Here is a 14861-nt window from a genome sequence, read left to right on the forward strand (position 1 = left end):
CGGGGTCGGGAAAGCGAAGTTGCTCACGTAGGGCTTTCTTCCATCAATGTCTTAGTTGCCCAGAATGCGGGCGCGGGCTTTCACATGATCTTTCAATATCTGGATATCGTTGGGAAGGATGTCCATCCTCTCCACCCGGTCATAAAGATCGGCCAGATGACGCGGCAGCGGCGGGCGCACGCCGGTGGCCTTTTCCACCGCATCGGGGAACTTGGCCGGATGGGCCGTCCCCATCACCACCAAAGGCACCGACGGGTCCAGATCCGAGGCGCGGGCGGCGGCGACGCCGACAGCGCTATGCGGATCAACCAGATAGCCGGAACCATCATAGGCTTGCTTCATCACCGACAGCGTCTCAGTGGTGTCGCAGCGATAGCCCTCGAACAATTCCCGCACGCGGGCCAACTGACCCTGACTCACCTCAAACCGGCCGGTTTTGCGGAAACCATCCATGCATTGGGCGACGGCGGCGCCGTCGCGGTCCATCAGGTCGAACAGCAGCCGTTCGAAATTGCTGGAGACCTGGATATCCATCGACGGGCTGATGGTCGGCACCACCCCGTCTGCCTGCATGGCGCCAGAGGCGAAGAAGCGGGCCAGAATGTCATTCTCGTTGGTGCCGACAATCAGGCGCTTCACCGGCACGCCCATCTGGCGAGCAGCATAGGCGGCATAGACATTGCCGAAATTGCCCGTGGGCACGGCAAAGGCCACTTCCCGATCCGGCGCACCCAGCGCCACGGCAGCCGCCACATAATAGACGATCTGGGCCATGATGCGGGCCCAGTTGATGGAGTTCACGGCCGACAGGTTCAGCGCGTCGCGGAACGGCTGGTCGTTGAACATCGCCTTCACGGCATCCTGGCAATCGTCGAACGTGCCCTGAAGGGCGACGTTATGCACGTTGCTGGACAGAACCGTCGTCATCTGCCGGCGCTGCACTTCGGACGTGCGGCCCTGCGGGTGCAGGATGACGATATCCACCCGTTCCCGGTCGCGGCAGGCCTCAATCGCGGCCGAGCCGGTGTCACCGCTGGTGGCACCAACGATGGTGACGCGGCTGTCCTTCTTGGCCAGCACATGGTCGAACAACTGGCCCAGCAGCTGCAAGGCCACGTCCTTGAAGGCCAGCGTCGGCCCGTGGAACAGTTCCATCATCCAGGTGCGCTGGTCGATCTGTACCAGCGGCACCACCGCCTTATGGGCGAAGCTGCCATAGGCGGCATTGACCAGACCGGCGAAATCATCGCGGGTGATGGTGCCGCCCAGGAAGGGGAGCATCACCTCCACCGCCAGTTCGGCATAGGTCAGGCCACGGAAACGGCGCAGATCATCCGGGGTGAGCTGCGGCCACGCCGCCGGCACATAAAGCCCGCCATCGCGGGCCAGCCCCGCCAGCAGAACATCATCGAAGGCCAGGGAGGGCGCCTGGCCGCGCGTGCTGATGTAAGACAAGTTCACCCCGTTACCCGGAATTCTCCCAAACGGCGATACCCTATCCAGGGTGCGGCCCGTCAGCAAGGACGGGCGGCCCGGCGCCACGCAAACCCGTCATGCCCGGCACGCCCGGCGGGTGCCGGTTTGTTAATCTTTCACTTTCGGATGGGGTCTAGGCAGCAGGCGCTATATCGTTGGCACCCGAAGCGCGGGTATATTAGAGCGTGTAGGGTTCCTGCTGGCGGATATTCCAGGCGGCAGGGTGGTACTATACCGACGGTCGAACATGTTCGACCGTCGGTACGGCGGCGACTGCCGCCGCGCCGCTCGTGCGGCGTAGCCGAGCCCACGGATGTGGGCGCTGGCGATTGAAGGGCTTGAAAGAGTGACCATCGGTCAATCTTTCAAGCCACGGGTATAATGTTCGTGCAGACAGACGGGCCGGATGGCGATGGGTTACATGCACGGGATCATGGTGGGGGTGATGATGGGCTTCGGTGCCTATCTTTTCACCTATCTGCTGGGCCGCTTCGTGGAAAGCAGCATCCTGTCACGTCCCGATCTGCGCCGGGCGGAGGAAGCGTTGCCCCGCCGTTCCCTGCTGGAAGCCAAGTTTGACACACGGCGCAGCGACCGCCGTGCCCGGCTGGGGGTGTTGACGGCGGAAATCACCGACCTGCGCCGCCGCCGTTTCCTGCAGGATAAGGCGCTGGCCGATGCGCGGCGGGAGGCACAGGCCCCCATCCGCGTGGTGGGGGCGGAAGGGCAGGCCTTCCTGAAATTCCGCGCCTGGCTGGTGAACCGGCAGGTGCAGATGGCGGTGGCTGACCGCAAGCGCCACCCCACCCTGGATGGCGAATGGGCCCAGCCGCAGATCGTGGAGGTCTGGGCCGATTCGCTGGGCGATGCCCGCAAGGAAATCCAGCGCTTTTACCCTGTGCCGCTGGGTTTCAGTACGTTATCCATCTCGCTGGAGCAGGCAGGCCCCGCCGAGGGGCAGGAAACGGCCAAGGCTGTGGCCGGTTGAGGCTGGGGTGAACGGGAAGGGAGTGCGATGAACGTTTCGTTGCTCCTGGCGGCATTGCTGGTTTTCATGGCGGTGGCTATCGGCCTTGATCAGGCCATGCGCCGCGTGCGGGCGGCGCGCAAACGGTACCAGACCGTGATCGCCAAACAGGGCCAGCAGACGGAGCGGCTGCGCGCGGCCGCGCGGGAAAGCCTGACGCTGGGCCGGGAGGTGCGCAATGTTCAACGCACCGCCGATCTGTTGAGCGAGGAGCTGGTCCGCTTCGAGGAGGAAATGCAGCAGCTGGCCCGACCGGAAAACCGCATCTTCGTGCTGGATGAACGGCGCGGTGTGCTGGACCGGGGCTGGCTTGTCATTGTGGACAGTGCCGGCCCGCAGCCCGACAGCCGGCAGATGCCGCCCTGGGTGGGCAGCCGCCGCTTCCGTGTCTGGGCCGCAGACGAAGCAGCGGCGCGCGCCAAGGTGGAACGTCGCTATCCGCCCGATGGTGTCTATCTGATCCAGAGCATTCAGCCGCTGACGATGCCCACCCCGGCCAACAGCAGCGGATGATTGATCAGCTTGCCTGCTTGGCCTCCAGCACTGCCTGACGCAGCAATGACAGTCGGTCATTGCCATAGACCATTTCCTTGCCGGCCACGACAAAGCTGGGCACGCCGAAACAGCCGGCCTTGACGGCGGCAGAAACGAAACCAGCGGCCTGGGCGGCGGTTTCCGGGTCGTTCAGCATCGGTTCGAACAGGTGGGGCTCAATGCCGACGGCATCATTGGCGATGCGCAGGCACAGCGCATCATCGGCCGGGCTGGCCCCTTCCACGAAGATTGCCTTCATCAGGGTGCGGGCGAAGACCTGCCCGGCATCGAACCGCCGCGCCGCCACGCAGGCCAGCGCCAGACGCGGCGGATTGGGCATCACCACATCCTTGTAATCACGGAAGGGCACGCCATAGAGCCGAGCGAAGCGTTCCAGGTCGGTGCGCCGATAATCGGGGCGGAACTGGCCGGAATGCGGCACCGCCTGTTCCAGATCATAGCCCGCCGCCCGGTTCAGCGCCCGGGCAGAGACGGGATACCAATCCACCCGGCAGCCGGTTTCAATCTGCAGCTTCGACAGTTGCGTGGATGCCAGATAGGCATAAGGGCTGGCCGGGCTGAAATAGAAATCAACGGTGACGGGGCCGGGCATGATGGCGGTCAGCTTTCAAGATGGTGAGGTCACGGGACAGGGCCCCAGGCTTGCCAGCAAGCCCGCCCGGATGCAAGGGCCGAGCAGGGGGATGTTTTTGCTGCTGTCCCTGGTGGACCCTGCGATCAATACCTATCTGACGTCAGCAAAATAAAACACAAGGCTGAGGCAGCAGAGCTTTAAATGGACATGATCAAAACCGACCGGCTGATCCTGCGGAAATTCCAGACCGGGGATGCGGCGGATTTATGGGCCTATCTGAACAAGCCGACGGTAAGTTGTTTTCTCTCACTCAAGCTGGATGATCTTGCCGCCGCCGAAGCAGAAGTTGAAAAGCGCAGCCAGGATGATGAGCATATTGCCGTCTGCCTGCGCGATGGCGGCCGGCTGATCGGCGATCTGTTTGCGATGTTTGAGGAGCCGGATACCTATTCCGTCGGCTGGAATTTCAACCCGGATGTCGCCGGGGCTGGCTATGCGTCAGAGGCGGCGCGGGCCCTGTTTGCCCATCTGTTCACGGTCAAACAGGCCCGCCGGCTTTATGCCTATGTGGAAGATACCAACCTGCCGTCGCAACGCCTGTGCCAGCGGCTGGGAATGCGGCAGGAGGGGCTGTTCCTCGACTATATCAGTTTCGGCAAGGATGCGAACGGCACGCCGCTTTACGAAAACACCATGCAATATGCCCTGCTGCGCCGCGAATGGCAGGGGTGACCTTACTTCCCCGCCAGTTGCTTGCCCAGGGCCTGGGCCTGGCGTTCGCAGCCCTTGGCCAGCATCCAGGCGGCCAGCATCCGGTCACCCTTCACCGCCTCGGGGGCGACATGCAGGGTGACAGCACTGCTTTTGCCATCCATGTCAAACAGATAGGTTGCCCCATCGGCAAAGGGCACATCGGCCGGCAGGGCCAGATCCTGCGCGCCGGCGGGCCAGGGGGTGGTGGCGGTCCAGGCGCGGTCGGCCGGGGCCAGGGTCAGGTCGGTGGCCGCCGTCGCCGCGCGCCACAGCACCGGGGCCGCCCCCGCCTGCAGGCAGCCATGGCCGGACTGGCTGGCATCCACCAGCCAGGGGCGGGGCAGGGGCTGGGCGCTGCTGGCGGCGCGCACGGCACCAAGGGAGGCCGTATCACTGTCCCGCGCGCTCAGCAGGCTGGCCAGCGATTGGGCCACCCCGCCGCTGCCGCCGCCGGCCCCATTACCGGGCTTGCCGCTGAACGGCCCCTGCAGGTTGATGGTGGCCCCCTCGGCGGAGACCAGCACCAGCCGGCTGCCCGCCGGCAGCGACAGGGCCGCCTCGCTATCCAGCACCTGACCGGGGGCCAGGGCCGGTGCGCTGGATTCCACCACCACCAGTTCGGCGGCAGCGGCGGGCAGGGCGGTGGTGGCGGTCAGCAGCAGGGCAAGGGCGGACAGGCGGTTCAGGGCCATGATGAAATTTCCCTCAGAAGGAGACGGCCAGATCGATGAAGAAACGCGGATCGGGGTCGGTCAGGCCGGGCAGGTCCAGTTTGGTCAAGGGTATCGCCACCTCCCCGCACAGGCTGAATCCGGCCGGCAGCGCCAGCCGGACGCCACCCCCGATTGAGGTGAGATCGGCATCCAGCGCCACAGATTGCCACACCCGCCCCCAATCCGCATAGGTATAGAGGGTCGCAGCCTGTACGACCCTGCCGGACCAGGGCAGGCGATATTGCAGCTCGGCACTGGCGGCCATGCCGCGCGGCCCCGCCAGATCGCCGCTATTATAGCCGCGCCCGAAGCGGCTGCCGCCCAGCACGAACTCTTCGCCGGCCACCAGCACATCATCGGTCCATTGGCCCGACAGGCTGAGCGTGGCGGCCAGCCCTTCGGCCAGCCGCACGCTGCCGGTGGCCTGTCCTTCCAGCTTGGTGAAGCCGGTATCGATACCGCTGCGCGACGTGATTTTACCGGCCTTGGGGGAGGCACCCAGCATATCCAGCCCCTGGGTCAACCCGGTGGAAAGCTGAAACGCCGTACCGGCCCAGCCGCTCCAGGACAGGGTCAACTGTCCTTTCAGGCTGCGCCAATCATCCTGCGTATAGGGAAAGCCCAGGATATCCACCTTGGCCTGCTGCGCCGTCCACCCCACCTCACCCTGCAGGTTCAAGCTACGCGAGCGGATGATGGGATAGGCCAGCCGCTGCCCGGCCGACCAGCTTTCCGTGCGGACAGCAAAGGGTCGCAGCGAGGCACCGGGCCGCCCGCGCGACCAGGAACCCTGGCTGGCCAGCAGCCAGCCATCGCCGCCCAGCGGCTGCTGATAGCGGGCATTCACCGCCCGCTGTTCCCGGCTGTCCGGCGTGCCGGAGACGGTCAGGCCGATCTGTTCTTCCTGCCCCAGCAGGCCATTGGCGTAGAGATCGGCATAAAGGCTCCAGGGGCCGGCATAGTCCGACCCGTGATTGCCGATGCCTGCCGACCCGCCCCAGGGCTGACGGGCCACCGTGACCACCAGTTCCGCCGCCCCGAAATCCGCCCCCGGCCGCAGCACGGCATTGATATCGGTGCCCGGTAGATCATCGGCCAGCAGCAGGGCGCGTTCCAGCCGGTCGATGCGGGCGGGCTTGGTGGCAATCGCCGCCGCTGTCATGGCCGTCAGCCGGTCGGTGATGGCGGCATCGCCCTTTTCCACCAGCAGCCGGTCGATATGCCCTTCGATGACGCGGATGCGCAGGGTGCCGTCCGCCAGTTCCTGCGCCGGCACATAGGCGCGCGTCAGCACATAGCCCAGGGCGACGTAACGGTCCTGGATCGCATCGGCCAGGGCCGCCACCTCGGCCAGCGTCACCGGGTGGCCCAGCAAAGGCTGGATCAGCGGATCATAGAAGGCGGGGCCGACGATGCTGGCCCCCTCCACCTGGATCGCCCGCAGGGTGAAGCGCAGTTCCTGCCCTTCCTTGGGCGCCGGGCGGGACCGGTTCTGCGTGGGGATGGAAAATTGCAGCTTGGCTTCCGGCGGGCGGCGCTGCTGTTCCTCAATCGCGGGCGGCAGGGTGCCGCGCCCCGGCTGCACCGTCCCCGGCAGGGTGGGGGGCACGGACTGGCCCTGGGCAGCCGGAATGCCGGCCAGCAGCAGGCCACCCGTCAACAGCGTCCATCCCAGGTGCCGGGGCATTTTCAGGGAACCATTCATGTGCATGATTGCGCAGGTCATTTCACGAAAGCCGGCGGGGGCAAAGGCGGGTGGCGGGTTTCTCAACCGGCGTTGATAAATCCCCGATCATAGAGTGCCAACCAAGCGGCATAGGGGGCAAACCCGCTAAGAATAGGCGGGAAGGTCTGGCCATCGCCCTTTCCGCGCCCCCGAAACCGGCAAGGTTCCGCCCCCGTGCCCCGCAAAAACGCTTTTTCCCCCCGTGCCTTGCCGCTGTTCATGCTACTGTCGGGTGTCAGCGCGCTGGCCTTGCAGGCCCAGGCGCAGCAGGCCCCGGCTGTTGCCCCGACAGGGGCCAGCATAGTGTCGGGCAAGGTGGGAATCGAAACCAGCGGTGCCCAGACCATCATCAACCAGTCCAGCGACCGGGCGCTGGTCAACTGGTCGCGCTTTGATACGGCGGCGGGGCAGCATGTGCAGGTCAATCAGCCGGGCAGTACTTCCCTGCTGGTCAACCGCGTTACCGGTGGGGCGGCGACGCGGTTCGATGGCACCCTGTCGGCCAATGGACAGGTCTTCCTGCTGAATGAGGCGGGGATTTTCTTCGGCAGCACGGCGCAGATCAATGCCGCCGGCTTTCTGGCCAGCACGGGCCGGCTGGATGAGCAATCCTTCCTGGCCGGCGGTGCGGTGCGGATTGAGCTGGCGGACAGCCTGTCGCGCATCGTCAACCAGGGCGTGATCCGGGTGGCGGAGGGTGGCTATGCCGCCCTGGCCGCCGGCATTGTGCAGAATAAGGGCGTGGTGGAGGCGCGGCTGGGCCATGTGGTGCTGTCCGGTGCGGAAAGCTTCACCCTGGATCTGGCTGGCGACGGGCTGTTGAGCTTTGCCGTGCCGGCCGGCAGTGCCGCCGGTCAGGTGCTGAACCAGGGCCATCTGGGTGCCGATGGCGGGACCGTGCTGTTGACGGCACGCGGCGGGCGCGATGCCATGGCCGGCGTGATCAACAGCAGCGGGACCGTCCAGGCCCAGACGGTGCAAGAACGCGGCGGCCGTATCATCATCGCTGGCGATGATGGCGTCTCGGTGGAGCTGTCGGGCCGGGTGGATGCCTCTGCCGCCAGCGGCCAGGGCGGCGGCATCCAGGTGGATGGCGGGGCCATCGCGCTGACGGGTGCCAACCTGTCCGCCGATGGGGCGGTGGGCGGCGGCACCGTTTCCATCGGCGGTTCGCCCAAGGCGGACCGGCTGGCACAGACGGTTGCCATGGATGCGGCCAGCCAGATCAGCGCCGATGCCAAGGCGCAGGGCTATGGCGGCCGCATCACGCTCTGGTCACGCGAAGTGACCAAGGCGGAAGGGGCGATTTCCGCCCAGGGCGGGACGGCTGGCGGTGATGGCGGCTTTGTTGAGGTCTCCTCCAAGGGTGGGGTGCGGCTGACCGGCGCGCTCTCGCTGGGGGCGCTTGCCGGCAAGGGCGGCACGCTGCTGCTGGACCCGACCGATATCATCATTGACGATCTGGCCGACCTGTCGGGGATCGGGGCTGCCGATCTGGGCGTTTCGGTGGAAAGTCTGGCGGCCAGCAGCGCCAGCATCGTCTATCTGGAAGCCGACAATAACATCATCATCCGCGATCTGGCGGCGGGCGGCGTCACCATGCTGCCCGATGTCTCCCTGTCGCTGAAGGCCGGGCTGGACAGTGGGGCGGCGGAAGGCAGCATCAAGTTCCTGACCAGCGGCACCCAGCTCACCACCAGCGGCAGCGGCCGGATCACCCTGGATGCGCGCGGCAATATTGACGGGGCCTTCAAGCTGTCCAGCGGTGCCGGCGATATTGTGGTCGCCGCCGGCGGCACCATGCGGCTGACCGGGGCTGATATCCGCACCAGCAGCGGCGATATCACCCTGGTTGCCGGCCATCGCAGCGGCGGCCAGGGCGCCATCGTGCTGACCGACACCAGCATCCATGCCGATCATGGCTGGGTCATCCTGTCTGGTGGGCCGGGGCTGGATACGACCAGCCTGCTGGAAATCTACAGCGCCACCGGCACGGAGAGCGAAGCGGCCGGCATTACCCTGTCCAACAGTTCCATCAGCATCGATCAGGGGGAAATCACCCTGCGCGGTCACGGCAGTGATTTCGGCGCCTCCGGTGGCAATCACGGCATCGCCATCACCAATGGCAGTGTGCTCAGCGCCGGCGACGGCTATATCAGCCTCTATGGGGAGGCATCCGGGACCGGTGGCGGCAGCTATGGCGTGCTGGTCAGTGGGGCGAGCACCCGCCTTTCCATCACGGGGAGCGGCGGCCTGAGCCTGCGCGGCACTGCCACCGATAGCGTCGGCCGGGGGCAGGGCGATAATAGCGGCATCGTCATCGCCGACGGGGCGGCCCTGTCGGTTGCGACGGGGGCCATGCGCCTGACCGGCACCGGCGGGACCACCGACCTGGCCGGGCCCGAAGACAGCGACGATGGCGGCAATGACGGGGTGCGGATCCAGGGGGCGGCCACCCGCCTGACCATCAATGGCGGCCGGCTGGTGCTGAACGGCACCGGCGGCACGGCCGGGACCGGTTCTTCCGGTGTCGATAGTTTTGGGGTGATGGTGGATGGGGCGGTGATCGCCGGCACCACCGGGGCGGAACTGACCATCACCGCCGATGGTGACAGCGGGGCCAGCGCCGATGCCCATGGTGAAAAGGGCATCGGCCTGTGGCTGGGCAATGGCGCGGTGCTGGGGCAGGCGGGGTCGGATGCCACGCTGTCGCTGGAATTGCGCGATCTGGCCATCAGCGGCGGGGCCGCCATTCTGGGCGCTGGCACCATCGCCATTACCACGCAGGACAGCGGGGACAGTATCGGGCTGGGGGATGGGGTCACCGGTTCCCTGCATGTTTCGGCGGCTGAGATGGCGGCCATTTCCAGCAGCTTCACCCAGCGGACCATCGGGCACCTGGAGGGTTCGGGGGAACTGCGTGTCGGCGATGTGGCCCTGGGTGGCGATACGCGCCTGCGCATGGATGGGGCCGATGGCCGGATCATCCTGTCGGGTGCCGTGGATGCCGGTGAAAACAGCCTCAGCCTGAATGGCGGCGGCATCAGCCAGACCGGCTCCAGCGTGCTGACGGCCGGGGTGCTGAATGCCGATGCGGTGGGCAGCCTGTCACTGACCGGGGCCAACCGGATCAGCGAACTGGGCAGCATCCAGGCCGGCAGCGGGGTGGATATCCGCAGCATCACCACCCTGACGGTGGGGGATGTGGATGCCGGGGCCGGCACATTGCAACTACTGGCCGAGGGGGCGGACCTGATCCTGGGGGATGCGGCGACGCTGCGCAACAGCGGGGCCGGGCATGATATCATCGTGGCCAGCACCCGCGATTTCAAGGCCGACGACACGGCCAGCGTGACGGCCGGCGGCCGCTGGCTGATCTATTCCCGCTCTGCCGCCACGGCCGATCTGGGCACGCTGTCCGGCACCGTGCTGCGCGGCCGCTCCTATGCCGATCATCCGCCCGCCGGCGTGACGCAGAGCGGCAATTTGGTACTCTATGCCGCCAGCGGCACCCTGACCGTCACCGCTAATAGCTTCACACGCGCCTATGGTGCCGCCAATCCCGCCTTCACCTATACGATCACCGGGTTTGAGGCGGGGGACACGCTGGACAATACCATCAGCGGGGCCGCCCTGCTGGGCACCAGTGCCACCGCCGCGTCGGGGGTGGGCACCTATACGATCAGCATCAGCCAGGGCACGCTGGCCAACAGCAAGGGCTATGATTTCAGCTATGCCACCGGCACGCTGACAATCAATCCGGCGGCGCTTGTGATCACCGCCAACGATGCCAGCCGCACCTATGGGGCAGCGAACCCGGCCTTCACCGCCCGCTATGATGGGTTGGTGAATGGCGACACAGCCTCGGTAGTCAGCGGCCTGACCCTGGCGACCAGTGCGACGGCGGCGTCGGGCGTGGGCAGCTACGCCATCACCGGTTCGGGTGCCACGGCGTCGAACTACACGATCAGCTATCAGGCGGGGGCGCTGAGCATCACCCCGGCCGCCTTGACCATTCGGGCCAATGACGCCAGCCGCACCTATGGGGCGGCGAACCCGGCCTTCACCGCCCGCTATGATGGGTTGGTGAATGGCGACACAGCCTCGGTAGTCAGCGGCCTGACCCTGGCGACCAGTGCGACGGCGGCGTCGGGCGTGGGCAGCTACGCCATCACCGGTTCGGGTGCCACGGCGTCGAACTACACGATCAGCTATCAGGCGGGGGCGCTGAGCATCACCCCGGCCGCCTTGACCATTCGGGCCAATGACGCCAGCCGCACCTATGGGGCGGCGAACCCGGCCTTCACTGCCCGCTATGATGGGTTGGTGAATGGCGACACGGCTTCGGTGGTCAGCGGGTTGGCGTTGGCAACCAGCGCCACGGCAGCATCGGGTGTGGGCAGCTACGCCATCACCGGTTCGGGTGCCACGGCGGCAAATTACACAATCAGCTATCAGGCTGGTGCGCTGAGCATCACGCCTGCGGCTTTGATTATCCAGGCCAACGATGCCAGTCGCGCCTATGGCGCGGCGAACCCGGCCTTCACGGCGCGCTATGATGGGTTGGTGAATGGCGACACGGCGTCGGTGGTCAGCGGCCTGACGCTGGTGACCAGTGCCACGACGGCGTCGGGCGTGGGCAGCTACGCCATCACCGGGGCAGGAGCCACGGCGGCGAATTACACGATCAGCTATCAGGCGGGGGCCTTGAGCATCACCCCAGCCGCCTTGACCATCCGCGCCAACGACACCAGCCGCACCTATGGGGCGGCCAACCCCGCCTTCACGGCGCGCTATGATGGGTTGGTGAATGGCGACACGGCCTCAGTTGTCAGCGGCCTGACGCTGGCGACCGGCGCGACGGCGGCATCGGGTGTGGGCAGCTACGCCATCACTGGTTCGGGTGCCACGGCAGCGAATTACGCGATCAGCTATCAGGCGGGGGCGCTGAGCATCACCCCGGCCGCCTTGACCATTCGGGCCAATGACGCCAGCCGCGCCTATGGCGCGGCGAACCCGGCCTTCACGGCGCGCTATGATGGGTTGGTGAATGGCGACACGGCGTCGGTGGTCAGCGGCCTGACGCTGGTGACCAGTGCCACGACGGCGTCGGGCGTGGGCAGCTACGCCATCACTGGTTCGGGTGCCACGGCAGCGAATTACGCGATCAGCTATCAGGCGGGTGCACTCAGCATCACCCCGGCGGCCTTGACGATACGGGCTAACGATGCCAGTCGCACCTATGGGGCGGCGAACCCGGCCTTCACCGCCCGTTATGATGGGTTGGTGAATGGTGACACGGCTTCGGTGGTCAGTGGGTTGACGCTGGCGACCAGTGCGACGGCGGCGTCGGGTGTGGGGAGCTACGCCATCACCGGTTCGGGTGCGACGGCGGCGAACTACAGCATCAGCTATCAGGCTGGGGCCTTGAGCATCACCCCGGCGGCTTTGACGATCCGCGCCAATGATGCCAGCCGAACCTATGGCGCAGCGAACCCGGCCTTCACCGCCCGCTACGATGGGTTGGTGAATGGAGACACGGCGTCGGTGGTCAGCGGCTTGACGTTGGCAACCAGCGCCACGGCGTCGTCAGGCGTGGGCAGCTACGCCATCACCGGATCAGGTGCCACGGCGGCGAACTATACGATCAGCTATCAGGCAGGTGCCCTGAGCATCACCCCGGCCGCCTTGACCATCCGTGCCAATGACGCCAGCCGGACCTATGGCGCGGCGAACCCCGCTTTCACGGCGCGCTATGATGGGTTGGTGAATGGGGACACGGCCTCGGTGGTCAGCGGCCTGACGCTGGCGACCAGCGCGACGGCGGCATCGGGTGTGGGCAGCTACGCCATCACCGGTTCGGGTGCCACGGCAGCGAATTACGCGATCAGCTATCAGGCGGGTGCACTCAGCATCACCCCGGCGGCCTTGACGATACGGGCTAACGATGCCAGTCGCACCTATGGCGCGGCGAACCCGGCTTTCACGGCCCGCTACGATGGCTTGGTCAATGGTGACACGGCGTCGGTGGTCAGCGGCTTGACGCTGGCGACCAGCGCAACGGCGGCATCGGGTGTGGGCAGCTACGCCATCACCGGTTCGGGTGCCACGGCGGCGAACTACAGCATCAGCTATCAGGCTGGGGCGTTGAGCATCACGCCGGCCGCTTTGACGATCCGCGCCAATGATGCCAGCCGGACCTATGGCGCGGCGAACCCGGCTTTCACGGCGCGCTATGATGGGTTGGTGAATGGTGACACGGCGTCGGTGGTCAGCGGCCTGACCCTGGCTACCGGTGCGACGGCCGCGTCGGGGGTTGGTAGCTACGCCATCACCGGTTCGGGTGCGACGGCGGCGAATTACACGATCAGCTATCAGGCTGGTGCCTTGAGCATTACCCCCGCCGCCTTGATTATCCGTGCCAACGATGCCAGCCGAACCTATGGCGCGGCGAACCCGGCTTTCACGGCGCGCTATGATGGGTTGGTGAATGGCGACACAGCCTCGGTAGTCAGCGGCTTGACGCTGGCGACCAGCGCGACGGCTTTGTCTGGCGTGGGGAGCTATGCCATCACCGGTTCGGGAGCGACGGCGGCGAATTACACGATCAGCTATCAGTCGGGGGCGTTGAGCATCACGCCGGCCGCTTTGACGATCCGCGCCAACGATGCCAGCCGGACCTATGGGGCGGCGAACCCGGCTTTCACCGCGCGCTATGATGGGTTGGTGAATGGGGAAACGGCGTCGGTGGTCAGCGGCTTGACATTGGCGACGGGTGCGACGGCGTCGTCTGGCGTGGGGAGCTATGCCATCACCGGTTCTGGCGCGACGGCGGCGAATTACACCATCAGCTATCAGGCGGGGGCGTTGAGCATTACGCCCACCGCCTTGACTATCCGGGCCAATGACGCCAGCCGGACCTATGGGGCGGCGAACCCGGCGTTCACCGCGCGCTATGATGGGTTGGTGAATGGGGACACGGCGTCGGTGGTCAGCGGCTTGACGCTGGCGACGGGTGCGACGGCTGCATCGGGTGTCGGCAGCTACGCCATCACCGGCTCGGGAGCCACGGCGGCGAATTACAGCATCAGCTATCAGGCGGGGGCCTTGAGCATCACCCCGGCGGCTTTGATCATCCGTGCCAATGACGCCAGCCGGACCTATGGTGCCTCCAACCCCGCCTTCACGGCGCGCTATGAAGGCTTGGTGAATGGTGACACGGCCTCGGTGGTCAGCGGCTTGACCCTCAGCACTGATGCGATGCCGGCATCCAATGTCGGTGCCTATCGGATCAGCCTGTCGGGGGCCACGGCCGCGAATTACACGATCAGCCTGCAATCCGGCAGCTTGACGATCACGCCGGCCAGCCTGACCATCCGGGTGGCGGATGCCAGCCGGGTGCGGGGGGCTGCGAACCCCGCTTTCACCGTGATCTATGACGGGTTCGTCAATAATGACAGTGCCAGCATTGTCAGCGGGTTGAGTGTGGCGACCCCGGCCACCAGCCTGTCCGATCTGGGATCCTACCGCATCACGGCCAGCGGTGCCGTTGCGGCCAATTATACCATCGCCTATCAGGATGGCACTTTGACGGTGACAGCACCCCCCGCCGGGCAGCTGCCGGGGCCGGTCGCCTCCGTGGTGCCGGTCACCCAGGTGAATGCCATCAGCAATGTGCCGCCACCTTTGCCAAGTATCGCCAACGCCGGGACACCCGGTGGCAGCACCGTGGTGACGGCCCTGCAGCAGGGGGCTCCGCCTGCGTCCCCGTCAGCCAGCAACGGCGGCGGCGGCGAAAGCCCCCCCGCCGATAGCGGACAACCGGCGAACAGGGCTGAAGCCCCGGCGGACCGGGTTGCCGAGGCGACGGCTTCGACCAGTTCCGCCCCTGTCAGCGGCAGTGTGAATGACCGGGTGACGGCACCCCAGGTGCTGATCCCCGGCCTGCTGGTGCGGCAGAACGTACCGCCGCCGGTTCCGGTGACGGGCACGCCGGGGCTGGACCAGAATTATCCGGTGATGGGGCAGGGCTGGTAA

General features: G+C 66.3%; 9 protein-coding genes. 5 read left to right on the forward strand and 4 right to left on the reverse strand.

Going from position 1 to position 14861, the window contains the following annotated elements; genetic code table 11:
* Positions 1-51 precede the first annotated feature (51 nt).
* Positions 52-1455 carry a threonine synthase gene (thrC, locus tag CHB97_RS02430; protein WP_089286330.1) on the reverse strand — a complete coding sequence of 468 codons (1404 nt, stop codon included), beginning with the start codon at positions 1453-1455 and terminating at the stop codon, positions 52-54.
* A 427-nt stretch (positions 1456-1882) separates the two neighbouring features.
* Here thrC and CHB97_RS02435 point away from each other — a divergent pair, with 427 nt between their 5' ends.
* Complete coding sequence (locus CHB97_RS02435) at positions 1883-2464, forward strand: hypothetical protein (RefSeq protein WP_089367386.1); 582 nt, start codon at positions 1883-1885, stop codon at positions 2462-2464.
* Between the two features lie 27 nt (positions 2465-2491).
* The gene (locus CHB97_RS02440; RefSeq protein WP_089286332.1) at positions 2492-3016 is read left to right on the forward strand and encodes a hypothetical protein; all 525 of its coding nucleotides are present in this window, start codon (positions 2492-2494) and stop codon (positions 3014-3016) included.
* Positions 3017-3020: 4 nt separating this feature from the next.
* On the opposite strand, the gene CHB97_RS02445 is transcribed toward CHB97_RS02440, so the two are convergent.
* Positions 3021-3650: a 2-hydroxychromene-2-carboxylate isomerase gene (locus CHB97_RS02445; protein WP_089286333.1), complete on the reverse strand. Its 630-nt coding sequence runs from the start codon at positions 3648-3650 to the stop codon at positions 3021-3023.
* On the opposite strand from CHB97_RS02445, the gene CHB97_RS26285 reads away from it, so the two are divergent.
* Together CHB97_RS26285 and CHB97_RS02450 are read left to right on the forward strand one after the other, a co-directional pair.
* Positions 3649-3804, forward strand: coding sequence for a hypothetical protein (locus tag CHB97_RS26285; protein ID WP_160105491.1), 156 nt, complete (start codon positions 3649-3651; stop codon positions 3802-3804). The genes CHB97_RS02445 and CHB97_RS26285 overlap by 2 nt on opposite strands.
* A gap of 29 nt (positions 3805-3833) precedes the next feature.
* The gene (locus CHB97_RS02450; protein ID WP_089286334.1) at positions 3834-4364 is read left to right on the forward strand and encodes a GNAT family N-acetyltransferase; all 531 of its coding nucleotides are present in this window, start codon (positions 3834-3836) and stop codon (positions 4362-4364) included.
* Between the two features lie 2 nt (positions 4365-4366).
* Here the strand turns inward: CHB97_RS02450 and CHB97_RS02455 are convergent, their stop codons facing one another.
* Together CHB97_RS02455 and CHB97_RS02460 are read right to left on the reverse strand one after the other, a co-directional pair.
* On the reverse strand, positions 4367-5077 hold the full coding sequence (locus CHB97_RS02455) for a hypothetical protein (RefSeq protein WP_089286335.1): 711 nt from the start codon (positions 5075-5077) through the stop codon (positions 4367-4369).
* 13 nt (positions 5078-5090) lie between these two features.
* On the reverse strand, positions 5091-6785 hold the full coding sequence (locus tag CHB97_RS02460; RefSeq protein ID WP_160105493.1) for a ShlB/FhaC/HecB family hemolysin secretion/activation protein: 1695 nt from the start codon (positions 6783-6785) through the stop codon (positions 5091-5093).
* 213 nt (positions 6786-6998) lie between these two features.
* Here CHB97_RS02460 and CHB97_RS02465 point away from each other — a divergent pair, with 213 nt between their 5' ends.
* Complete coding sequence (locus tag CHB97_RS02465; RefSeq protein WP_089286337.1) at positions 6999-14861, forward strand: MBG domain-containing protein; 7863 nt, start codon at positions 6999-7001, stop codon at positions 14859-14861.

Origin of the sequence: Azospirillum sp. RU38E (genome assembly GCF_900188385.1) — a bacterium.
GTDB lineage: Bacteria > Pseudomonadota > Alphaproteobacteria > Azospirillales > Azospirillaceae > Niveispirillum.